The sequence below is a fragment of the uncultured Treponema sp. genome (assembly GCF_934725225.1).
GTDB lineage: Bacteria > Spirochaetota > Spirochaetia > Treponematales > Treponemataceae > Treponema_D.
In genome coordinates, this window is the sequence record NZ_CAKVAM010000005.1 from 194,651 (window position 1) to 216,247 (window position 21,597).

General features: G+C 38.4%; 23 protein-coding genes and 1 pseudogene. 1 reads left to right on the plus strand and 23 read right to left on the minus strand.

The features are described from left to right. Nucleotides 1-3: 3 nt before the first annotated feature. The 10 genes and pseudogenes from Q0H92_RS09325 to Q0H92_RS09370 form a co-directional block, all read right to left on the minus strand. Entirely contained in the window at nt 4-1,149 is a 1,146-nt protein-coding gene (locus tag Q0H92_RS09325; protein ID WP_296014208.1) for a LegC family aminotransferase, read from the minus strand. Then, entirely contained in the window at nt 1,146-1,832 is a 687-nt protein-coding gene (locus Q0H92_RS09330) for an acylneuraminate cytidylyltransferase family protein (protein WP_296014213.1), read from the minus strand. Before Q0H92_RS09330 ends, Q0H92_RS09325 begins: the two co-directional genes overlap by 4 nt. Continuing rightward, nucleotides 1,829-2,824: pseudogene (locus tag Q0H92_RS09335) on the minus strand (acyltransferase family protein); the annotation flags it as partial. The pseudogene Q0H92_RS09335 and the gene Q0H92_RS09330, both read right to left, overlap by 4 nt. 70 nt (nt 2,825-2,894) lie before the next feature. Further along, nucleotides 2,895-4,115 (minus strand): polysaccharide biosynthesis protein, encoded by a 1,221-nt coding sequence (locus Q0H92_RS09340; protein WP_296014217.1) that lies wholly within the window; start codon nt 4,113-4,115, stop codon nt 2,895-2,897. A gap of 454 nt (nt 4,116-4,569) precedes the next feature. Continuing rightward, nucleotides 4,570-4,785, minus strand: coding sequence for a hypothetical protein (locus Q0H92_RS09345; protein WP_296014221.1), 216 nt, complete (start codon nt 4,783-4,785; stop codon nt 4,570-4,572). Continuing rightward, nucleotides 4,782-5,102, minus strand: a complete 321-nt coding sequence (locus Q0H92_RS09350; protein ID WP_365921119.1) for a DUF3990 domain-containing protein — start codon at nt 5,100-5,102, stop codon at nt 4,782-4,784. The genes Q0H92_RS09345 and Q0H92_RS09350 overlap by 4 nt, the downstream gene beginning before the upstream one ends. Further along, nucleotides 4,988-5,344, minus strand: a complete 357-nt coding sequence (locus tag Q0H92_RS09355) for a DUF3990 domain-containing protein (protein WP_296014226.1) — start codon at nt 5,342-5,344, stop codon at nt 4,988-4,990. Before Q0H92_RS09355 ends, Q0H92_RS09350 begins: the two co-directional genes overlap by 115 nt. After that, a complete protein-coding gene (locus Q0H92_RS09360; RefSeq protein WP_296014230.1) occupies nt 5,341-5,556 on the minus strand; it encodes a DUF3791 domain-containing protein in 216 nt (71 codons plus the stop codon). Before Q0H92_RS09360 ends, Q0H92_RS09355 begins: the two co-directional genes overlap by 4 nt. Before the next feature lie 325 nt (nt 5,557-5,881). Continuing rightward, entirely contained in the window at nt 5,882-6,139 is a 258-nt protein-coding gene (locus Q0H92_RS09365; protein ID WP_296014233.1) for a hypothetical protein, read from the minus strand. 16 nt (nt 6,140-6,155) lie between these two features. After that, a complete protein-coding gene (locus Q0H92_RS09370) occupies nt 6,156-6,410 on the minus strand; it encodes a DUF4160 domain-containing protein (protein WP_296014238.1) in 255 nt (84 codons plus the stop codon). Between the two features lie 202 nt (nt 6,411-6,612). On the opposite strand from Q0H92_RS09370, the gene Q0H92_RS09375 reads away from it, so the two are divergent. Continuing rightward, nucleotides 6,613-7,212: a DUF4469 domain-containing protein gene (locus tag Q0H92_RS09375; RefSeq protein WP_296014242.1), complete on the plus strand. Its 600-nt coding sequence runs from the start codon at nt 6,613-6,615 to the stop codon at nt 7,210-7,212. 115 nt (nt 7,213-7,327) lie between these two features. On the opposite strand, the gene Q0H92_RS09380 is transcribed toward Q0H92_RS09375, so the two are convergent. The 13 genes from Q0H92_RS09380 to Q0H92_RS09440 form a co-directional block, all read right to left on the minus strand. Then, nucleotides 7,328-7,843, minus strand: a complete 516-nt coding sequence (locus Q0H92_RS09380) for a transcription termination/antitermination NusG family protein (protein WP_296014246.1) — start codon at nt 7,841-7,843, stop codon at nt 7,328-7,330. A 112-nt stretch (nt 7,844-7,955) separates the two neighbouring features. Next, nucleotides 7,956-8,273: a PG0541 family transporter-associated protein gene (locus tag Q0H92_RS09385; RefSeq protein WP_276752243.1), complete on the minus strand. Its 318-nt coding sequence runs from the start codon at nt 8,271-8,273 to the stop codon at nt 7,956-7,958. Nucleotides 8,274-8,293: 20 nt separating this feature from the next. Then, nucleotides 8,294-11,482, minus strand: coding sequence for an efflux RND transporter permease subunit (locus Q0H92_RS09390; protein ID WP_296014252.1), 3,189 nt, complete (start codon nt 11,480-11,482; stop codon nt 8,294-8,296). A 3-nt stretch (nt 11,483-11,485) separates the two neighbouring features. Continuing rightward, the gene (locus Q0H92_RS09395) at nt 11,486-12,439 is read right to left on the minus strand and encodes an efflux RND transporter periplasmic adaptor subunit (RefSeq protein WP_296014255.1); all 954 of its coding nucleotides are present in this window, start codon (nt 12,437-12,439) and stop codon (nt 11,486-11,488) included. A 1-nt stretch (nt 12,440) separates the two neighbouring features. Further along, complete coding sequence (locus Q0H92_RS09400; protein WP_296014259.1) at nt 12,441-13,853, minus strand: TolC family protein; 1,413 nt, start codon at nt 13,851-13,853, stop codon at nt 12,441-12,443. Next, on the minus strand, nt 13,850-15,142 hold the full coding sequence (locus Q0H92_RS09405) for a TetR/AcrR family transcriptional regulator (RefSeq protein WP_296014260.1): 1,293 nt from the start codon (nt 15,140-15,142) through the stop codon (nt 13,850-13,852). The genes Q0H92_RS09400 and Q0H92_RS09405 overlap by 4 nt, the downstream gene beginning before the upstream one ends. A 175-nt stretch (nt 15,143-15,317) precedes the next feature. Next, nucleotides 15,318-16,061 (minus strand): pseudouridine synthase, encoded by a 744-nt coding sequence (locus tag Q0H92_RS09410; RefSeq protein ID WP_296014263.1) that lies wholly within the window; start codon nt 16,059-16,061, stop codon nt 15,318-15,320. Between the two features lie 6 nt (nt 16,062-16,067). Further along, nucleotides 16,068-17,048, minus strand: coding sequence for an RluA family pseudouridine synthase (locus tag Q0H92_RS09415; RefSeq protein ID WP_296014265.1), 981 nt, complete (start codon nt 17,046-17,048; stop codon nt 16,068-16,070). Next, nucleotides 17,049-17,561 carry a hypothetical protein gene (locus Q0H92_RS09420; protein ID WP_296014363.1) on the minus strand — a complete coding sequence of 171 codons (513 nt, stop codon included), beginning with the start codon at nt 17,559-17,561 and terminating at the stop codon, nt 17,049-17,051. Continuing rightward, a complete protein-coding gene (locus Q0H92_RS09425) occupies nt 17,539-18,255 on the minus strand; it encodes a YggS family pyridoxal phosphate-dependent enzyme (protein ID WP_296014268.1) in 717 nt (238 codons plus the stop codon). The genes Q0H92_RS09420 and Q0H92_RS09425 overlap by 23 nt, the downstream gene beginning before the upstream one ends. Before the next feature lie 3 nt (nt 18,256-18,258). Beyond that, complete coding sequence (gene rsmA, locus Q0H92_RS09430) at nt 18,259-19,146, minus strand: 16S rRNA (adenine(1518)-N(6)/adenine(1519)-N(6))-dimethyltransferase RsmA (RefSeq protein WP_296014270.1); 888 nt, start codon at nt 19,144-19,146, stop codon at nt 18,259-18,261. A 15-nt stretch (nt 19,147-19,161) separates the two neighbouring features. Next, nucleotides 19,162-20,427, minus strand: a complete 1,266-nt coding sequence (locus Q0H92_RS09435; protein WP_296014274.1) for a ComEC/Rec2 family competence protein — start codon at nt 20,425-20,427, stop codon at nt 19,162-19,164. Next, nucleotides 20,421-21,581 (minus strand): hypothetical protein, encoded by a 1,161-nt coding sequence (locus tag Q0H92_RS09440; protein ID WP_296014279.1) that lies wholly within the window; start codon nt 21,579-21,581, stop codon nt 20,421-20,423. Before Q0H92_RS09440 ends, Q0H92_RS09435 begins: the two co-directional genes overlap by 7 nt. Nucleotides 21,582-21,597 lie beyond the last annotated feature (16 nt).

Genomic DNA, 21,597 nt, shown 5'->3' on the forward strand with positions numbered 1-21,597 from the left:
TCATTATTTTCTATATCCACTTGGAATATTCACAACTCTGTCTGCAAACATAATCGCATTCTTCAAATCATCACGCTGGCAATTCTTGTACATCGGAAGCCTGTTCATAAGTTCCCAGATTGGACGGGTCTGCACTCCGTTATCATTAGTTTCCTCAAGAAATTCCTGCTGGGCTTTTTTATTCGGCAAAAGAATAGAATTAAACCAAAAATTAGACTTGCAGTCTTTTGGCTCATCAAAGTATTTAATTTCCTTGCTGTTAGAAAAATATTCTCTATAAGCCATTGCAGTTTCACGTTTATTTGCAAGAATTTTATCGATACATTCAAGCTGCGCGCAACCTAAAGCTGCATTTATATTTGGCATACGCAGATTATATCCGATTGCGTCATGCCTAAATTCCCACCGGTGTGGAATTTTCGCCTGTGTCGTAAGATGTTTAGCTTTTTCTCCAAGTTCCGCATCCATAAAAAGAAGCATTCCGCCTCCGCCACAGGTGATTGTCTTGTTTCCGTTAAAGCTCATGCACCCGACTTTTCCAAATGTTCCAGTATGCCGCCCCTTATAAAAACTACCGATACTCTCAGCCGCATCTTCAACAAGTGCAAGTTTCCATTCCTCGCAAAGCTTTACAAACTCATCTACTTTTACTGGATTTCCAAATGTGTGCATTGGAACAACTGCGCTTATCCGCCTTCCATTTTTTTTGTCAAAACATCCATCGGCACGAAGTTCTGCATTTTTCTCAAGCCATTTCCTTACAGAATTAGGAGCAAGCCCCATTGTTTCCTCGTCAATATCACAGAAAACAGGCTGAGCATTGCAATACGCAATTGCATTTGCAGTCGCAATAAAAGTAAGTGGTTGAGTTATAACCTCATCTTCAGGCTTTACTTCGCAAAGTTTAAGAGCCATAAAAAGTGCCATTGTGCCATTTACACATACAACTGCACGAGTCGCACCTGTGTAAGTTTCAATATCTTTTTCAAAACGATCTACATACTGCCCTACACTTGAAACAAAAGTTGTGTCTATGCAGTCATCAAGGTATTTCTTTTCATTTCCCATGAAAATCGGGGCATGAAGCATTACATGCTCTTCGTTTTTATATAGTTTTTTTATAAAGTTTATTTCTTCTGCATATTTCATAATGTCACAACCTTTTTTTCAATTAAGCTTTCTACAATGTACCAGTCAGTCATTGTATCTATGTCCAAAGAATTTATTTCAGGCATTACATATTTTTTAATTTTACTAAAACCACCAAGACCTTTTTCTATAACAGCTTTTGCATTAATAACATAAACCGCACCATTATATTCATATAATTTCGTTGCATCCTGTCTTCGTGTAGAGCCATTAGACAGCACATCTTCCAAAAAACCATCTTTATTTTCCCTGCAAAGAACTGCAGAAACAAAAGACTCTTTTACGGATGTAACCATGTCAAAAGAACTATCATATAATTCAATAGTGCCCTTTACATCTTCAACCCGACGCAAAGGAGATGTTGGCTGCAAAAGAACAACAACATCATAATGAACTCCATACTGTTCATAAAAGTTTAAGGCATGAACAATAACATCGCTTGAAGTTGCTGTATCACTTGCAAGATAATCTGGTCGCATAAATGGAACTTTTAATCCATAATTTTCTGCAATCTTTTTTATTTCAACATCATCAGTTGAAACACAAATATCCTTGTCATTTGCAAATTTTCTTGCAATATCTATCGAGTATCCAATCAAAGGTTTTCCACACAATGGTTTTATGTTTTTGTGAGGAATTCCTTTGCTGCCTCCTCGTGCGGGAATTAAATATAACGTTTTCATAAAGACCTAAAATTGCTTATTTTTATTAAAGTCAAAATTCTATTTGTAATTCTCTTTTCCATTGCATAAAACATAAGTCCAAGCACTGAACATAAAAGTATGTTAAACCCATTCTGTAGAACCAGAGAAAAATACAGTTTTGCATTTTTTTCAAAGATTTTAAAACTCAAATAGCCAATGTAATTAAAATAAACCATTTGAACGAGAAATATATTGAACGAGGCTTTTCCAAGCCACTCCAGAGGTTGAATTCTTATTTTTGTGCATTTCTTAATCATAAAATCACAAATCGGCAGGATATACAAAGTTGCCAGAAAACTTGTTCCTGTCCAATATATTATTATTTTCGGTTTGTAAGATGTATATGAAATCAAGAAGATAAAACCTGCACCAATACAGAATGAAAGAATTTTATCCCATAAATCAAAACAGTTCTCCCTACTCGCCAAAAACGAACCGAAAGAAATTACTGAAATATACCTGAATATAAGCAATCTGTAACATTCTTCAGTTATAAAATACGTCCGTTGAAAAAACTCGTATAAAATATTTAATGCAATACAAATAAAAAATCCCTTATGACCTTTTTCCTGTATCAAAAAGTAAATAATCGGATAAACAAAAACAAACTGAATCATCACTGGAAAATAATAGCTTCCAGGTCCGAATCCGCCTCGAATAACTCCTAATAAAAAACTAAAATTAAAATTGTTTGTAAGCAAAGATAATACAAACTCAACAAAAATTGTAATCAAAAAAGGAACGAAATAGCGGAAAATTTTCGGTACAAAAAAAGAACTTTTATAGGCATCTTCAAAATGCTCTATCTTATTTTTTCTAAAAGAACAAAAATACACATAGCCGGAAATAATCATGAATACAGGAACTGCCATATCCACAAAATATGGAAAGAGCATTTTTAATCTCTGACTTTCAGTCCAACTATAATGTGTAAAAATGACAAAAATTATACAGAGTCCCTTTAATGCATCAAGAAAATTGTTTCTGCTTTGTCCCCCCCCCGTACTATTTTATGTATCGAATTGCTATCTGCATTCATTTTTACATCTTGCTGTCAAGAAATTTTCCAAGTTCTTCATGCACAAAGTTCGGCAAAAACTCCTGCATAATCTTTACAACTTCTTCTTTAGTTGCATCTGTTTTATCAAATTCCGCATTGAGTCTGCTGTAAAGAACATCAATATCTTTCTGTTTGCGAATTTGCTTTCCTGTAATTACTCCAAGCGAAGAAAAACGAGTCATGTCAGTTGTTTCTGATTCCGTAAAAAATTCTTCATAAGGTTTTTCTCCTGTTGTGTCAGAACCTGAATAATGAACCGGATATTCCTTACTTCCTTCTTTCAAGTTTTCCGACTCTTTTATTGCCTCCTCGTCCGAATCACATTGTTTTACAGTAAAACCTTTCGCCTTAAGCAAGGCTGTTGCAATATCAGAGAAAATCATTTCCTGCTCTTCACAGAGCTTCGGGAAGAAAATCTCACGGTTGTTTCCAAGCATACAAGCAAGCATACAAATTTGCCCGCTTTCTTGAGGCGATACAAAATACCGTTTTACATCAGACGGAGCACTGATTGGCTGAAGCTTATCAATACGCGCAAAAAATCCAGCCGGCAATGAACCGTTTGAAAATGCGACATTAGCAAAACGAGCTGTTTTCACAGGGAATTTTTCAGAATACGAGAAAATAACATCTTCCATTATCCTCTTGCTTGCCCCCATGATATTCACAGGATTTGCAGCCTTATCCGTTGAAACACAAAAATATTCTTCAGGCGGAAATTCTGAAAGCAAATCAAGCAGGAGCTTTGCATGAAGCACATTGTTTTGAAGCAACGCTTCAACCGAGTAAATATCTTTTTCCGAACGAACGTGCTTATGAGCAGAAAAGTTTGCAACAATATCAAAACCTGCACGACTCCTGAACATTTTTTCAAAAACAGATGAAGCAAAATCCATCGGATAAGGAATATAGTCATCAGGAACATACATTCCCTTAGAACTGCGCAAATCTCGTGTAAGTTCCGCAAGAGCATTCTCATTTGTATCCACAACAACAAGTGTTTTTGGCTCAAAAGGAAGAATTGCCTTTATAAAAGATGATCCAATACTTCCTGCACCACCAATCACAAGAGCAGACTTTCCCTTGATTTTCGCAGAAATCTTTTCTCTATTATTTTCAATATCACAAGCGAACATACTCACAGGACGCTTTGTTACATATTTCGAAATGAAATCATCAAGGTTAAAAGAGATTTTATCCATGTTTCCGACCCCCAAATCTAAATAATTACAATAAATCAGTAATGTAGTTAATTGATAATAGTTTTTAGTGTAATTCCGGCTTTGTTTTTTTTAGATACTATTTCTACTTCTTAAAGGCTTGTTATTTCATTTACCTTTCAGGAAAGACAAAAACTTGACTTAAAAAATACTTTGGTTAAAAACAAGAATTATGTAATAAATTGTCTAGCAAAAAAACTCATAATGTCCAGTGAATCATTTCATACTGGACGTTACAAAGCTTCACACTAGACTTTACAGTGCTTCATACTGGATTATACAAAAGTGAATACTGGACAGTAATTTGTTTTATAATTTAGTTAAATCCATACACGCGGTTATTATTGCGTATAGTCTGTAGAAAATTACAAAAACATTTCTTTTGTTTTATTTTTAGCGGGTCAAATGTGCATTTATATTGACAACCTTAAAACCACTACTCCGCTTTTTTTTCCAGAAAGTATTCCGCGGCAATGTAGTCCGGACCGTTATGCCAAAGGTCATAATTGTCGTCAAAAAGCATCTCGCCGGTCTTTGAATTCATAAGCAAGTCAAAGCCCTGAATATCAGAAATTCCATTCTTTTTTGCAATTGCTTTGCCAGCAAGGGCTGCAAGAGTTTCCATTGTGTATTCATTTTCGCTTATTTTCACAGCTTCACCTCTACAGCCTCAACAAATTCAAGACAGGAAACTGGTGCCTGCGTTTTAAAGCAGACTTGATTGCTGAGCTTATTTGGAAGCAAAAGCGAGATAGCCGTTCTGTCGGCAAAATGGCTTCCCGGTTCTCCATAAACATTGTTTATATATGCCGTTATCACACGGTTTGTCGCATCATTGGCAATTTTTCCAGAAACTATATCATAGCCTTGCAATTTATCAAGCTCTTCTTCAAAAATTCCTTGTTTCCGGTTTCCGGCCACATAATGAAGCCAGTTTTTGTCCGCCTTTTTAAAATCATAAATGGAAATGTCACAAACTCTTTTAAATTTGAATGTGGGGTTACATATCCTGAACTTGTATTTTCTTCTATAAGTTTGTTTTTCACAGCCTTGGCTATTGAAGTTTTTATGAACTTTGCGGTCTGCTCATAATCAGTAGTCAAATAAAAGCCTGAACCAAAGTCTTTTCCGTCAAGACAGTTAGAAAGATTGATTTTTTCTATTTTTGCATAGCTACCGTGGTACAAACTGACTCCATCTTTTAATATCACTTTTTGCACCTCAGATTTTCCAGATATTTTTCTATGTCAGAAAGATTCGCCTCATCTCCTTGCTCATGGAAAAAGTCATAGCATGCTTCTATATAGCCGTAAATATCATACTTATTGAAGAGTTCGCTGCATTTTGCGGCGGAAATGTTCCATTTTAACTGAGCCAGCCGAAAAAGCCGCACCTGAATCTGATACAGATCCTCTTTCTGCATTTTATTCATACTAACGGCAAAAATATAACACTTTTATTGAAAAGTCAATTTGTAGTTTATTCAAAAATAAGGAAGTTTTTCAGTAATTCCATTCCGCATACATCTTCACCCTTTCCGCTATGGGGAAAATCCCAGCGTACTGAAAAAAGGCTTGAAGCTGTACACGTTTACGTCCCTACCGGACATCAATAAACAGTTGCAACGTATTTTGCAGATTATAACCAAATATTAAACCGCTGTCAATGAAGAAATTAATAAAGGCTGATTGCCATAATTTTGTATATAAAGAAAACTGTAAGAATGCTTTAGTTGCTATGCAATTATTTTATGCGGTTTCACGTGCAATTTCCCAAATCAAAAAGGCATTGTTTTTAAGGTATTTTTCCAAATCTAAAAGTTCGTCTTCTGAAAATCCGTATGACTTATTGAATGTATTGTTAGGCAGCTTTCCCTCGGCAAAATCAAATCCTCCTTTGTCATTTGGTCTTTCAAAGCGGAAGTTAATTTCATCAAATATGCCGTTTTTGCGGATTTTTGAAAAAGTAAGAACTATGCCGTCAACAGTGCTGTAATAAATTCCCATAAAAACCTCCTTTCTATTAAATTCCAAAATATTTTACCCAGCGTGTGATTATTGTCTCGCGGTTTGCGTATATATACTTTTCGATTTTATTTAAATCCTGGTCTGAAATTGTGTTGTCATTAAAGGCGATGGAAACTTCGTCTGGTGTGACCCAAAATTTTGTTGCATTCGGTCTTGGGTCTCCCTTGCATACATGAATATGCATTCTTCTTTCCTCGTTTGACCAAAAAAAGAATTTAAATCCCATGAAATCTAACAATGCTTTTGGCATACAAAACACCTCTTTTTATAGAATATTATACAATTATAATTAGATACTTTTCAATACGCGAGAGTTCTTCATAGCTACGCAAAGAAATGGCAAATAAAATTCAATCCCTGCTTATAAAAAATCCCTTCCGCTGCTTGCCATTTTCCTGACTGTACAAAAGTAAAATGCTCTGCGTACAAAAATACTTTGCTGACCAACGAAGATGTCTGACTGGAACTCTTCTTTTACGGAGGCTGACTATCTTGGAATGCTTTCTGTAATGGATTCTATTGTGGTTAAATACCTTGCTAAAGGATACAACGTGGAACTGCCGTTCGGAGTTCTCCGCGCAAATGCCACAGGAACCTGCGCCAATATTCAGGACGGCTTTGTTATGGGAACCGGAAACCATACTTTAGGCTTTCTCTTCAATGCAAACGAAAAAACTGCTGCAGATGTAAGGTCAAAGCTTGAGTACAAGCAGATTCCGCCAGACTTCACTGGAGAAGCCAAGATATACCGTGTAAGCGCACTGAATGACGATGCAAGCGAAAGCTCAAATCTTTCTGTGCTGGCTGGAAAAACGCTTCGCCTGCACGGAAGAAACCTTTCTTTTGATATTGCCGATGAAAACCAGGGAGTGTTCTTGGAAAATGAAAGCGGACTTACCCGCCTTTATGTTTACAGCCGCCGCGGAACAAATGTAGTTGACTTGCCTGTGCCTTCAAGCCTTGCCGCTGGAAGTTATAATGTAAGCATTGTAACAAAGCCGGGCAACACTTATTTCACTGCGAACACGGATTCTGTAATAACAGTAGCATAAGACATTTTCGGGGCAAAACTCGAATAGCACAGCAACGGCAGCCAGTTTTCCTTACGCAGGAATGACTGGCTGCTTTTTTATTTTTTCCAAAAAACTTCCGAAAATAAACTTTTTTTTACACCGGCTGAACGAGGTCGTACATAAGGTCGATTTTTTTTACGTTGGGCATCATGTCTAGCTGGATTGTTACGCGGCATCTTTTTTTGTTGACTGCGATTATTTTTCCTTCAAGTCCTTGCAGAGGTCCTTCTACGACTACGATTTTTCTGCCCGGCTCAAAATATAGCTTTGAAAAGCCTAGTCGCTCGCCGCACCGCTTGAACTGCTCCACAACCGCAAGGTCAGTTCCCTTAAGTTCTGTTATGTCGCTGTTGGACCTTAAAAAGTGATAGAAATTTTTTACTGTTTTTAATGTTGAAACGCACTCTGTGTCCAAGGAATCCGCCTCTAAAAAAATGTATCCGGGAAAAAGAGGCTCTTCAAAAGTTTTTCCTTTGCTTGTCCGCATCATTTTCTTGAAAAAGTAAAACTGAACTTTGCTGCTTTTTTCTGTTTCTGAAAGCTTAGCCGCCGCCTCTTCCTTGAACTTTTCCTCGCTCCCAGTCTGCACCATTATGCAGTAATTTTCCATCTTTGCTCTCCAGTGAGAAATTTAGGAAAAAGTTTACCATTAAGATTTTTTATTTGCAATCAGTTTTAAAGTAAAAAAAATCCTGCCAGTTTTTACCAGCAGGATTTAATTTTTAGATTTCAGTTCCGCTTCCTATAAAGCAGCCGATTCCTTCTGTAATAAAGAGTTTTCTAAGTTTGACCACAATCTGCTTGATTTTTTCAGCTTCTTCCTCGCTACAGTAGATTATGTACATTGTGTTGAGCTGCGGCCAGACTGCGTCTCCCAAGTGAGGATTGCTGTAGCCTGCTCCCATTACAGGGGAAATTTTTGTGTAGTGCTTGCCTACTTTGTTTTTTTCAAATTCCTCGGCAAAGTCTTCTTCCAATGCCTGGGAACAGATTATTTCAACACGCACACGCTGGATATTTTTTTCGTATTCATCAGCCATAATTTTCCTCCAACCAAAAACTAAGCGTTGTTTGCTTCAAGGGCTTCAAGCTTCTTTTGCTGAAGAGCTTCTTTCTTGGCAGCCTTTTTTGCGGCTTTTTTCATTCTTCTTGAGTTTATGATGTAGTAAATAGAAGGCATAAGGAACAGTGTCATTACTGAACCGAATGTCATTCCGCCGAATGTTGTGAGAGAAATCGGCTGCATTGAAGTTGAGCCTTCGCCCGGGAAGAACGCCATTGGAGCAAGAGAAATAACTGTTGTAAGCGTACTCATCAAGATTGGACGAAGTCTGTTTCTTGCGGCTTCAACACAAGCTTCCTCAAGTTCATAGCCACGTTTTCGCAAAAGGTTCGTGTAGTCAACAAGAACAATACCGTTGTTAACGATTGTTCCGACCAGAACGAGCATACCCATGATTGTAACAACACTAAGACGCTGGTTGACCATTGCGTAAGTCATCATAACTCCGATGAACGAGAATGGAATTGTAAGGATAACAATGAACGGGTCAATCAATGATTCGAACTGGCTTGCCATGACAATGAAAACCAATGCCGCGGCAAGAATAATAATTGCGCCGAAGTTAACAACAGCTTCCATCATGTCTTCGTAGTCTCCGCTTATGGAGATTGTTACAGCGTCGTCTTTTGGAATGTTGTCGTTTATAATCTTTAAAAGTCCTGTCTGAACAACATCTAGGGAAACGCCGGAAACTGGCTTTGCTGTAACATGGACAATTCTTGACTGATCTTCACGAAGAATCGTAACAGGCGAAAGATTTTCCTCGTAACGTGCAAAGCTTGAAAGAGGAATTCTCTGTCCCATTGAATTCACTACAGAAACCTGGTCAAGGTCTGCAAGTTTTTTCTTGTCTTTTTCTGCAAGGCGGACAATAACGTCAATATCGTCTCCAAGCTTTGTGTAGCGGCTGGCAGTTTTTCCATTGATTGCGGCATTGATTTCAGAGCCTACATTGTAAATGTTCAAGCCAAGCTCGTACATTCTGTCGCGGTCAACTACAATTTCTGCCTGAGGAAGTCCATCTTCAACATCGCTTGAAACTTCTGTTACAAGTTCAGTCGCCTGCTCTTTAAGAATTTTTTCAACCTGAGCAGCTGTGTTGCGCACAAGATCAAGGTCGTTGCTGCGGATGTCGATGCTCATTTCTCCAGAAGACGCGCTGTTCGAATTTGTTGCAAATGAAAGTGTTGCGCCTGGAATCGTGTTAAAGTACTTTCTAAGCTTGTCTTTTGCAGACTTTTCGTTGTCCCAGCCTTTTTCACGTTCTTTGGCTTCATACAAAGTCCAAGTGATTGCACCTGTGTTTGTTTCAGAGCTTGCGGAAATTACGCTTGTTCCGCCGACTGTTACAGATGTGTATTTTACGCCGACAAGCTCTTTTTTTCCGATTTCCTCAAGTGTTCTCAAGGTGTCTTCTGTAACTTCAAGCGTTGTTCCCATTGGAAGCTCAACTTCAATTCCAACTGTATTTGAAGCGGATTCCGGCATAAAGATAAAGCCTACGAATTTTACGCTCACTATAGAAAGGACAAAGCAGCATACAAGAACTATGATAAATGTCTTTCTGTGGTGAAGAACAAAGCGGACTCCCTTTGCATATCCGTTGTCGAGATTCAGGAAGAATTTGTTGAATGCCTGGTTTATTCCGTAGCCGATTCCGCTTTTTCTTTCGTCAACAATCTTGTCGATTTTAAGGTAGCTTGAGCAAAGAACCGGAACAAGGGCAATCGCAACAATCAGCGAGCAAATCAATGAGAAAATAATTGTGTAGGCAAGGCTGTCGAACATCTGTCCCATGATTCCGAGTTTTTTTCTAAAGAGAATCATCGGAAGAAAAACACATACAGATGTCAAAGTTGAAGCGGTTATGGAAGTTACCATTTCCTGGCTTCCGAGAATTGCCGCTACTTTTGGCTTGGCGTCTCTCTGGCGGTAAGCGTAGATGTTTTCAAGAACAACGATTGAGTTGTCTACAAGCATACCGATTCCAAGGAGGAGTCCAGCCATGGAAATCATGTTTATTGTCATGCCTTTAAAGTACATGAGCATGAGTGTTACAAATACTGAAATCGGAATTGAAAGTCCGATGATAAATGTACTTTTTAGAGAGCGCAGGAATATAAACAAAACTGCAACTGCAAGAAGTGCGCCCTGAACAACAGAAGAAACAACTTCATTGATTGTCTGTTCAATAATATCTACTGTGTTTGAAGTTTCTACAAGCTCAACTCCAGCAGGAAGATCCGCCTTGAGCTTTACAATAGCCTTTCTTACATTTTTTGCGGCTGTAACGGAATTTTTTCCACTCTGCTTTTGAATCATAAGCATTACGCAAGGCTTTCCGTCCAAATACGCAAGAGTGCTTTCATCTTTGTAGCCGTCATAGACATCGGCAATGTCGCGGAGCTTTACTGTAACAAGCCTTGAGCTGTCCAAAGAGTCCGCTTTGTAAGTGATTACCGTGTTCTTGAGATCTTCCAAGCTTTTGTATTTTCCGCTTGTTTTAATAGTATAGTTTTTATCGCCTGAAGTGATTGTTCCGCCTGAGCTTTGAACGTTCTGCGCTCCAATCATCTGTGCGATTGTAGAAATTGAAAGTCCGTAGGCTTCAAGTCGGTCTCTAGGAATGTCTACGTTTATAGATTCCTCGCGTCCGCCGATAACGTTTGCAGAAGCAACTCCATCAAGCTGCTCAAGACGCGGCTGGATTGTGTCCTCGGCGATTGTTCTAAGCTCTTCCGGGGTCAAGTCGCCCTGAACTACAATGTTCATAATAGGCATCATGGAAGGGTCAAGCTTAAGTGTAATTGGAGAATCTGCATCTTCTGGCAAATAGCTTCGAACAATATCAATCTTGTCGCGGATTTCTATAGCCGCTGTGTCGAGGTTTGTTCCGTAGTCAAACTCAAGAAATATAATGCTTGCTCCAGACTGCGACTGAGACTGCATTTTCTTAAGTCCGCTAAGTCCAGAAAGTGAGCTTTCCATTGTTCTTGTAAGGCTCTGTTCTACTTCTTCCGGGCCTGCATCATCGTAAGCTGTATAAACGAGCATATACGGCAAGTCCATGTCTGGATACATATCTACCGGCATATCGAATATACAGAAAATACCCAGCGCGACCATTATAAAAAAGATCAGCAGTGTTGTTACTGGTTTATTTACACATTTTTCTGAAAATGTCATATTTTAGTCCTTGTTTTCGGTTTTGCTTTCAACTGCTTTTCCAGAAATTGAAAGAATCTTTACTTTGGAACCGTCGCTCAAAAGAGACTGTCCCTTTACAATTATAACGTCTCCTTCTTTAAGGCCTTCCTGAATTTCTGTCTTATTGTCTACGGAAAGACCTTCTTTTACAGAAACCATGTTTACGCTGGATTCCGCATTTTCTGATTTTGCTGTAAATACATAAGGCTTACCGTCGCGGTAAACAATGGCGTCATTTGGAACAACAACGGCTCCTTCGATTGTGTCGGTGATGAGCTTTACACGGGCGTACATTCCTGCCTTTATTCTTGAGTCGGCTGGCTCAACCTTGAGCTTTGCAAGCATTGTACGGCTTGTTGTGTCCAAAACCGGCGAAACTTCAAAAACGCGTGCCTTAAATTCAACTCCAGGATATGCGTCAAAACTTACAACAGCAGTCTGGTTTTCGCGGATTCTGCTGATGAAGCGTTCTGCTACATTTACCTTTATCTGAAGCTCGTCTGTGTCACTGATTTTTGCAATTGAATATCCTTGGCTAACCATTGTTCCGATTGTAGGCGGAAATGAAGTTACTCTTCCTGAAATCGGAGCTTTTACCGGGTTTTCGCTGTAGTTCATTCCCGGGCGGCTTGGGTCAACATAAGCGATAATCTGGTCTTTTTTTACAAGGTCTCCTACAGCAACTCTTATGCGGGAAATTTTTCCTGCCGCGTCTGGGTAAACGTCAACTGCGGAAACAGAAGAAACATCTCCGCCGAATTCCAAGTAGTCGTCAAGGTTTCCGGCCTGAACAATGTCTGCGTTTACAGCGTAGATTGTTTCAGTTTCTTCTTCCTTTGCTGCTTTTTCTGATTTTCCCTTGCAGGAAACCAATGCGGATGACAAGATTGCCGCTGCCATCAAAATAAAAGGTAGTTTTGCGCTTGTTTTTTTCATTTTATTTTTCTCCTCCGGTGAGTTTTGTATTAAGAGTTGTTTCCAAGTCAAGCAATGCTGAAATATAGTTGAACTTCTGGTTTGCAAGTCCGAGCTTTGCAGTGTTAAGCTGATTTTCTGCGTCGCGCACATCAAGAAGTTCTGTAGTTCCGTTGCGGTAAGCGCGTACTGTCATGTCGTAAGAACGCTGGGCAAGTGTTATGCTTCTGTTCATGGACTGAATCTGCTCGCGCGCCTGAATCAAAGTGTCTACAGATTTGCGGACAGTCATTTTCTGGTTTTCAAGAAGCATTTCTCTGCTTACCTTGAGCTTGTCAAGATTTGCCTGCAAGTCTTTTGCCTGCTGCCTGTTTGACGAGAACGGAAGAATGTTTGTAAGGTTCCATCCGATTGTAAAGCTTATAAAGCCTGAATCTGTCCAATCTCCGCCTGTAGGGAATCCGCCTTTGTCTGCGTCAAGAAAATCAGTGAGCATAGGCTTGAATCCGTAGCTGAGATTGAAAAACGGTGTGTAAGTGCTAAGATTTAAAGCGTCAAGGTTGCGCTGAAGCTGCTCAATGTTCTTGTCAATTGACTGAAGGTCTAGGCTGTTGTTTCCGTAGCGTTCAATAAGAGTGTCGTAGTGCAAGTCAACATAAAAAGGCTCAATGCTTCCTTGCAAAACAATGTCTGTTCCAACTGGAAGTCCCAAAAGGAATGCAAAAGTATCAAGCTGCTGTCGGAATTCACGTTCCATTTGGGCAACTTCAGGGCTTTTATTCTGGTATGTAACTTGCGCCTGGAGCATTGAAAGTTCTGGAACCATTCCATTTTTAAAGTTCGCTTCTGCCTGAACCATGCGTCTTCTTGAATTTTCAAGAGTTGTTTTCTGCAAATTTAAATTTTCCTGCTGCAAGAGAAGTCCGTAGAAAAGTTTTTTTACATTTACTTCTGTTTCAACAAGGCTTTGCTCATAACTGATTTTTCCGGCTTCGTAGCCAGCTTTTGCAGCTCTTATCTGCTGAATCATTGCAAGGCTGAAATTCCAGTCAACTGAAAGGCTCGCAATTCCTGTCCACTTCATGCTTTCTGTCTCTTCAATTTCAGGAAGTCCGTGAAGTTTCATCATTGTGTTTGTTCCCGACAAATTTGAAGAAATATCTGTAGTTCTGTTGAGAGTTCCCATTGCCTGAACTGTCGGAAGCAAAACATTCCAGGCGTTCTTTCCGGCGCGTTCCTTGATTTCAAGGTCAATGTCGGCGGTCTTGAGCGAATGGCTGTGTTCAAGCGCGTAATCCACGGCTTCGTAAAGTGTCAATTTTACAGTTTTTTTGTCAGACTCATTTTGCGTCTTGGCTTCCTGCGCAAAGACAAAAGCTCCAGACATAGCAAGCAAGACTGAAATCTTAAAAAATGTCTTTTTGCTGAAAATCATTTCTTTCCTCCTGAAATATTATTTTCTTTATTATCAATAAAATTAATTCCCTTTTCCATATAATAAAAAAAATCTTTTATCGCGGCGTGAACCGATTCATCTGGAAAATCATGAAGATCATTGTGCAGCAGGAAAAAAATCGGAACATGGAAAATCCATGAGAACATAATCTGCACATCCATCTTTGGAGTTCCAAAGTCTGGAATTTGAGTTATAATGTCGGCGTTGAGAATAAAAGATGTAAAGTCAAGCTGCTCGTCTTTGCCAATTGTCTTTTCTCTTTTTTCGTGCATTGCCTTGATTTTAAAATCATCTTTTGAATTTTGGAACGTGAGCCAGCGACAAACATAAAGCAATCCTTTTCTCTTTAGGAAAAATTCGATTTCAGTTTCCATAAAAATGTAGATGCATTCCGCGCTGTTTTTTGCGTAAAGAAGATTCTGCCTGATAACATGAAACAGATTTAAACATTCTTCCTTTATAAGAGCTTCGAACATTTCTTTTTTTGAGCTGAAATTTGTGTACAGGCTGCTTTTTGCAAGCCCAAGTTCTTTTGCAAGCTCTTCAATTGTGGTTTTTGAAAATCCAACACGGCGCACAACGTTTCCGATTGCTGTAAAAAATTTGCAAGGCTCTTTTAAAGACTGAATTTCCTTGCTGCAAAGAAGGTCAAGCTGGGAAAGCCTGAGCGCGTCAGTGTTTTTTATGTCATGTCCAAGTCCGCCGAACATAATGAACTTGGAAAGTTTTTCCGCATATTCCTGAATATTTTCATCTGAATCAGAAATTTTTTTGTCCAGCAGAGTAAAATCTCTTGCGCCTTGGAAGAAAATCATTGTGGCGGAAACATAAAGAACTTTTTTGTAAATTTCAATGTCCGCAATTTTTCCGCAGCTGTCAAAAATATTTTCCAAATTTAAATCTGAAATATTGTGCTTTTCTATTTCAATTAAAAAATTGTCAATGCTGAACTCAAGAGAATTTGAAAGTATAAAATAGAAATATGATTTTTTGTTGCAAAGAAGAACTATGACTTTTTCAAGAATATAACCTTCGTTTTTATCTTGCCCGCATTCTTTTATTGTGTCCGCAATATCGCTAAGAATTAAAGACTTCATTGCGTTTTCCAAGTCTTCGCGGCTTTTAAAATGCTTGTAAATAGCAGGTTTCGTAATGCCGGCTTTTGCAGCGATTTTTGAAAGTGAAATTCTCTCAAAAAAAAGCATATCGTAAAAAGAGAATGCTGACTGAATGATTTTGTCTCTGGTTGAATTCTTCTTCTTTTCCATGTTTGCCTATAGTGTTACCGAATAATCGGTAACTGAAAATATAAACAACATTTTTATGTAAGTCAATAAGATACAGAAAAAAAATTGTTTTTTTTTAGCAAGGTTGCTGTATCAAGTATGGCAACGCAATAGCAGATTGAATGTTTTATTGTCATTATCGGGCTTGACTCGATAATCATTGAATTTTTACATTATAAGAACATTCGACTGCTTCGCCGGTCAAAGGATGCGGAAATTTTAAGTAATCTGCAAAAAACTGCATTTCTTCATTTTGGCTGCAAAGCGGATTGTAAAGTTTGTCTCCGCAAACAGGAAAACCAAGCCAAGCCAAATGGCATCTTACTTGGTGTCGAAAGCCTTCTTTTATAGAACATTTTGCAAAAAGCTTGTCTGTGTCCAAAAGGATTTCTGTTGTGTAAATTTTTTCACTGCATTTTTTCTGCGCAGCCTTTCCAGAATTGCTCGTTACAGGACGCACTTGAGATGATTTTAAGGAAAAAGGTCTGAATTTTGAAGAAACTGTGTATTTTTTTATACTATCTGATTTGTTTTCTAGTAAAAATTCAGCTGGAGGAAATCCTTCAAGTGCATTTTCGATTTTCTGGCATTTTGCGGAATAACCTTTTAAAAACTTCCCTTCACGCTGAAAATTTATAAACGCATTGTAGCTTTCTTGTGTTGCAGCGATTAAAAGCAAGCCTTCTGTTTCCGTGTCGATTCTATGCACAAGCCCATGCTCTATTTCTTTTTTCCCGGAAACTTCTAAAAGATATGGGTACAGTTTTGCAGCCTGAGTAAATGCGCATTCGTCCCCTTCAAAAAGCGGCGCGCTCGGAAGTCCACGAGGCTTTTTTATAACAACAAACGGATTTTCTTTCGACGGCTCAATGACAATCTGTATCTGTTTTTCTGCATCCATTGTCTGTTACTTGTCCTTTGGAAGAATTACTTTTGTGTAGTCGCGCTTTAAAACTTTCATAACTTCTATAAAACGTTCCGGTGTTGGAGATTTAAAAGTTGAAAGTTCTTCTTTTCCCGGAATTTTTATTTTCAAAAGCCTTGCATTCAGCATGAGAGTTGCTTTTGGAAATTTTTTATCCTGATGCGCATAGATTCCGTCTCCTAAAATAGGACAGTTCAGGTATTTCATGTGCACCCTTATTTGGTGGGTTCTTCCTGTGTTTATCCGAACTTTCATCAGGGAATATTCTCCGTAGCAGCTTATGCACTCGTAGTAGCTTTCGGCTGGCTTTCCTTCTTCCGTGCCAACTACAGCTTTGAATCTTTTCCTTTCTTTTGGGTCGCGGATTATGTTTGTCTGAATGATTCCGTGCTGATGCTGGGGGCGTCCTATGCAGATTGCAATGTATTCTTTTACAATTGAACTGTGGTTTCTAAACTGCGCTGAAAGAAATTCTTCTGTGTCGTGATTTTTTGCAGTTATGATTATGCCGGAAGTTTCCTTGTCCAGCCTGTGAACAATTCCCGGCCTGCGATTCGAAAGAATTTTTGAAACTTGACCTTCCTTCAGTTCTGGAATCGATTCTCTTCCCCAGTGATACAAAAGCGCGTTCACCAAAGTGCCTTTCCAGTTTCCAGCGGCAGGATGAGTCACCATTCCCTGTTTTTTGTTTACAACGCAGACATTTTCATCTTCATAAATAATATCAAGCGGAATATTTTCAGGCTCAATATTGTCTGGAACATTTTCTTCCCACTGAATATCGATTATATCGTTTGCCTTTACTTGGCACGAAATTTTTTGTTTTTTTCCGTTTACTTGAATGCAGACAATTCCGCTTTTCAGTTTGCTTCTATTCATTCCGTTTGGAAGAGACGCAATATATTTGTCTAGCCGGATTTCGCCTTTGTATGTTGGAGGAACTTTGTTTGTAAAAAAAGACATCTATTGCTCCGAATTTAAATTTTCATTTTTTGTATTTTCGCTTTCCTGAAACGGAACTACTATAATCTGATCGTGGCTTTCAAGAATTTTCTGTTGACGTTTTTTTTCGTTGTGGCGTTTTACAAGATTTATCGCAAGATCTGAAAATCCAATAATCACGCCCGCGCCAATTGAAGCGCAAAAAATTTTCATCTGCTCCCCTTCCGTAAAAGAAGTTCCTTTTGTAAAAGGAGTTTCAAAAGTTGAAGAGTTTCCAGAAAAATATTGGTATGCGCTGTAGCCCAAATTCACACTGATTGCGACAAACGGAACTGCTCCAAGTGAAACAATTTCAAACCGCCGCAAATCTTTTGACCACTGCGGAAATTCATTTTCGGCGTATGGTTCTGGAGTTGTATCTGTGTTTTCCGAAGATTGCGAAAAAACTTGCAACGGTAAAAAAAGAGACAAAATAAAAACAGTCAAAATAAAATGAAAATTTTTCATTCCGCTAAGAATAGTCGCGTTCTCCAAACAAAGCCGTTCCAATTCGGACCAATGTGCTTCCTTCTTCAACTGCAATTTTATAGTCGCCGCTCATTCCCATGCTAAGCTCGTTTATTTCAAGCGAAGGGAAATTTTTATTCAGTTCATCTTTTAAGTTTCTTAATTCTGAAAAAGAAGCGCGGATAAGTTTTTCGTCCTGAGTAAAAGGCGCCATCGTCATAAGGCCTTTTGGAACAATGTGCGGATAAATTCCATTTGCGCAGTTTTCTACGGATTTCAGCAAAACAGATTTTTCTTTATAGCCGCTTTTTGAATCTTCGCCAGTGTGAATTTCAAAGAACACTTCGATTTTCTTTTCAATTTTTGCGCACTGTTTTTCAATTTCCGCCAAAAGCTCTTCTCTGTCTACGGATTGAATGCAAGACGCGATTTCAATTGCTTTTTTTACTTTGTTTGTCTGAAGGCTTCCGATTATATGCAGCTCAGGTTTTATTTTTGAAACTGAATTTATCTGCGTGAATTTTGCAAAGGCTTCTTGCACACGGTTTTCGCCAAAAAGCGTCTGTCCAGTTTTTAATGCGGCCAAGACAGCTTCTGCAGGATGAAATTTGCTTACAGCGCAAAGTTTTACGCAGCCTTCATTTCTGCCTGATTTTTTTTCAGCTTCCTTTATTTGATTTCTAACTGATTCAAAATTTTCTGCAATTTGTTCCGCTGTCATTTTTCAAGCCTCTTGTTGTATTTTATCAGATTGCTTGAGTTGGCTCAACATATCTGAAATTCTTATAAAATCCTCTACTGCCAAATTTTCCGCGCGTTCAGTTTTAGAGATTCCGCATTTTTCAAAAAATTCTTCCGCTGAAATATTTTCCGCAAGAAGAGGCTTTATGTTGTTCTGGATAGTTTTTCTTCTTGCTGAAAAAAGAGCATGGACGACTTTTACAAAGAGCGCAGAGTTTCCGCTGAAAGGCTTTTCTTTTTTTGTCATAATAACTGCTTGGGAGGAAACTGTAGGACGCGGCCAAAAACTGCTGGAGCCAAGAACAAGATCCAGTTTTACATTGTAACCCCACTGGCATAAAACACTAAATGCCGAATAATTCTCAGTGCCTTTTTTTGCTGCCATCCGCTGGGCAACTTCTTTTTGAACTGTAAAAACACATTTTTCAAACACAACATTTTCTGTGATTGTATCGGCAATAAAAGTCGCCGCAATATTATATGGAAGATTTCCAAAAAGTTTTGCAGGCTTTTGCGGATTTTCAGTGAATGCTTTTTTCCAGTTTTTTAAAACATCGCCCTCAACAATTTTAAACTGCCCTGATTTTTCCTGCTGTTTAAAAAACTGCTTTAATATAGAAATAAAGCCTCTGTCGATTTCAAAGACTTCAAGATTTGCGCCGCTTAAAAGAATCAGCTCTGTCATGCAGCCAAGCCCGGGACCGATTTCCCATACAAGCTCGTTTTTTTTCAATTCAAGAAGGGAAACTATTTTTTCTCTTGCAGACTGATTTATCATAAAGTTCTGGCCGAATTTTTTTTGCATTGCCATTCCAGCCTGCTCAAGAAAAGCTTTTAATTCAGACGGCGAATTGTAATCAGGATGATTCATGTTTACTCCAAAAAGTTAAAATTCCACAAGCGGCAAAAGCGCAAAAAGTTCTGCCGTCAATTTTATTATCTGATAAAGAAAATTCATTATAGCTCCAAAGAACGGAGAAAGAAAAGGTATCATAAAAGAAAACAAAATTGCAACCATTGCCGCGGTCAAAAATATGCTTACGAGAGGACAAACTGCAACAGAAGCAAGAATTCCTCCGGGAGCTGCTGATTTAAAAAGCGCAAGGCTCACAGGAAATGTCGCGCTCTGGGCACCGGCAGAAGCAGAAAGTGAATCTGAAATTTGTTTCGGAAAAAAAGATTGAAAAATGCGTTTGAATGCGTTTCCAAAAAGAAGAATTCCTGCAAGCGCGCCATAAGAAAGTATAAACGCTGCGGAAAAAATGTCATCGGGAAAAATCATGCAATGAAGCAAAAACACAAAGCAAAGAACCTTGAAAAAATTTACTTCAACACAAAAGAAAATTCCGCAGAAAAGCAGAATTAATGAGCAAAGCAATGCGCGGAACAACGAAGGCGAAAGTCCTGCAAACCATACAAAAAATAAAATTCCAAAAAGCCTAAGCCAAAAGTCAAATTTTTTTCCAAGAATTCTTTTTCCAGTTCCGCCGGCAATTGCTGAAAAAAATGAAAGATGCATTCCGCTCAATGCAAGAACGTGGGAAAGCCCTGCATTTCTGAATGTTTCGCATAAGGAGCTGTCCGTGTATTCTCTTGAGCCGGAAAGCAAAGCCAAAATAAAACCGCCTGCGCTTCCCCAGCCGTACATAAGCCTTTTAAAAGCAAGTTTGCAAAAAGTTCTGAACCTGAAAATTTTTTGTTTTAATGAAGGAGGCTGCTCTAGCTGTTCTGCGTTTTCTGCTGAAAAAAATGATTTTGAAAATTTTCCATAAAATGTTACAGCTTCTCCTTCTTCGATAATTACTCCATTTTTTGAAGATGAATACAATTTTCCGGGATATAAAGATTCAACGATTTTTGCAGGAACGAGAACGGAAATTTTTCCAGATGCTTGTGAATTTATTTTCGCGCCGGAAATTTCTCCTGAAACAGAATTAAGTTTTACTTTTAAGATATAAGATTTTCCAGAAGAAATTTTTGAAGGATTGGAGCAAACTATGCCGGACGCTGTGTCGATTTGCTCCAAAGGAATCAGGCTTTTGTATGGAAAACGCTCTTTGCATTTTAAAAAGCCTGAGTAAATAAAAATGCAGAATATTACCGCTGCCAAAACAAAAGGACTTAGAAAATTTTCTTTAAAAAAATCTACCACTTTAATTTTGCAAGGGCATTTTTTGCGGCAGCTATAACCTCCTCTGGATAATCAAGATAAGTTGCATAAAGCAGGCTGTCAAAAGCGGCCTTGTCGCCCATGTCCCCCAAAGAATTGATTAAAGAAAGCACAACGGCTTTGCTAGGAGGCAGATTTTTTTCAGTTTGCTTGTTCAGGAAATCAAGATAAGATGAAAGCGCCGAAGAAGTTTCCGCAGAAGAAACAGAAGCTATATTTTTTATTGTAGAAGAAAAATCTTCATCGGAAAGATTTCCGTTTTCATATTCTTGCTTAATTCCGTTAAAGCACGAAGCAATCAAAGACGCGGCTCTGGTCCATTGTGTGTCAGAAAAAACTTGAAGGCAGACAAGAGTCAAATCCAGCTTGCTTCCTGAAAAATCAGGTTTTGCTCCTTCAATATTATATATAACTGATGACAATGCGTTTTCTGCAGCTTCTCCGCAAATTTTTTTTGAAATTTTTGGATTTTCATCAAGCCTTTTTAAAATCAGAATCTTTTTTTCAATTGGAACTGTTGACAAAAACTGAAGAATTTCCTTTTCGCTTTCGTTTGCAAGTCCGCCGTAAGATGAAGCTAAAATTGCGCTGTAAGACGGCCAGACATCGAGAATGTCAGCAATAAAAAGCATATTGAACGATGCGGAATTTCCGTAGGAGCCCATGAAAAGAATTGCCTTTAAAAGAGCTTCGTCCATTTCCTGCGATTTTTGCATTTTGCTGTAGAAAAAGTCATTTACAAGATAAAGATTTTCAGGCGACTGAAAAACAGAAAATGCGTCAATCACTGCGATTTTTATTTTTGAATCGCTGAAAGTTTTAAAGATTGTCCTAAGTTTTTCAGCAATGATTTTTTCCTTGCCTTTGCTGTTTCCTGCTGTAAGCGATTTTACAGAAGTTTCCGCAAGGTTTATAAAATCAGCGTCCGAGCTAAGTGCGTCATAAGCGGAAATTGAAAAGTCAAGTGATGCGATTGCAATTGAAGAATCTCCAGCAGCGCTTGCCGACTCAACAACTTGCTTTTTTTCAATCAAGTTTCCTTTGTAAAAATCAGACATATAAGATTCCTGCGCATAGCAAAATCCGCAGACTGAAAGAGCAACTAAAAATATTTGTTTAAATAAAATTTTTTTCATAGCAAATCTTCTTTGA

Bases quoted from the DNA above. Each gene is read 5' to 3' on its own strand.
- Q0H92_RS09325 (WP_296014208.1), bottom strand. From the start codon at position 1,149: ATGAAATATGCAGAAGAAATAAACTTTATAAAAAAACTATATAAAAAC.
- Q0H92_RS09330 (WP_296014213.1), bottom strand. From the start codon at position 1,832: ATGAAAACGTTATATTTAATTCCCGCACGAGGAGGCAGCAAAGGAATT.
- Q0H92_RS09340 (WP_296014217.1), bottom strand. From the start codon at position 4,115: ATGGATAAAATCTCTTTTAACCTTGATGATTTCATTTCGAAATATGTA.
- Q0H92_RS09360 (WP_296014230.1), bottom strand. From the start codon at position 5,556: ATGCAGAAAGAGGATCTGTATCAGATTCAGGTGCGGCTTTTTCGGCTG.
- Q0H92_RS09365 (WP_296014233.1), bottom strand. From the start codon at position 6,139: ATGGGAATTTATTACAGCACTGTTGACGGCATAGTTCTTACTTTTTCA.
- Q0H92_RS09370 (WP_296014238.1), bottom strand. From the start codon at position 6,410: ATGCCAAAAGCATTGTTAGATTTCATGGGATTTAAATTCTTTTTTTGG.
- Q0H92_RS09375 (WP_296014242.1), top strand. From the start codon at position 6,613: ATGTCTGACTGGAACTCTTCTTTTACGGAGGCTGACTATCTTGGAATG.
- Q0H92_RS09380 (WP_296014246.1), bottom strand. From the start codon at position 7,843: ATGGAAAATTACTGCATAATGGTGCAGACTGGGAGCGAGGAAAAGTTC.
- Q0H92_RS09385 (WP_276752243.1), bottom strand. From the start codon at position 8,273: ATGGCTGATGAATACGAAAAAAATATCCAGCGTGTGCGTGTTGAAATA.
- Q0H92_RS09390 (WP_296014252.1), bottom strand. From the start codon at position 11,482: ATGACATTTTCAGAAAAATGTGTAAATAAACCAGTAACAACACTGCTG.
- Q0H92_RS09395 (WP_296014255.1), bottom strand. From the start codon at position 12,439: ATGAAAAAAACAAGCGCAAAACTACCTTTTATTTTGATGGCAGCGGCA.
- Q0H92_RS09400 (WP_296014259.1), bottom strand. From the start codon at position 13,853: ATGATTTTCAGCAAAAAGACATTTTTTAAGATTTCAGTCTTGCTTGCT.
- Q0H92_RS09405 (WP_296014260.1), bottom strand. From the start codon at position 15,142: ATGGAAAAGAAGAAGAATTCAACCAGAGACAAAATCATTCAGTCAGCA.
- Q0H92_RS09410 (WP_296014263.1), bottom strand. From the start codon at position 16,061: ATGGATGCAGAAAAACAGATACAGATTGTCATTGAGCCGTCGAAAGAA.
- Q0H92_RS09415 (WP_296014265.1), bottom strand. From the start codon at position 17,048: ATGTCTTTTTTTACAAACAAAGTTCCTCCAACATACAAAGGCGAAATC.
- Q0H92_RS09425 (WP_296014268.1), bottom strand. From the start codon at position 18,255: ATGACAGCGGAACAAATTGCAGAAAATTTTGAATCAGTTAGAAATCAA.
- rsmA (WP_296014270.1), bottom strand. From the start codon at position 19,146: ATGAATCATCCTGATTACAATTCGCCGTCTGAATTAAAAGCTTTTCTT.
- Q0H92_RS09440 (WP_296014279.1), bottom strand. From the start codon at position 21,581: ATGAAAAAAATTTTATTTAAACAAATATTTTTAGTTGCTCTTTCAGTC.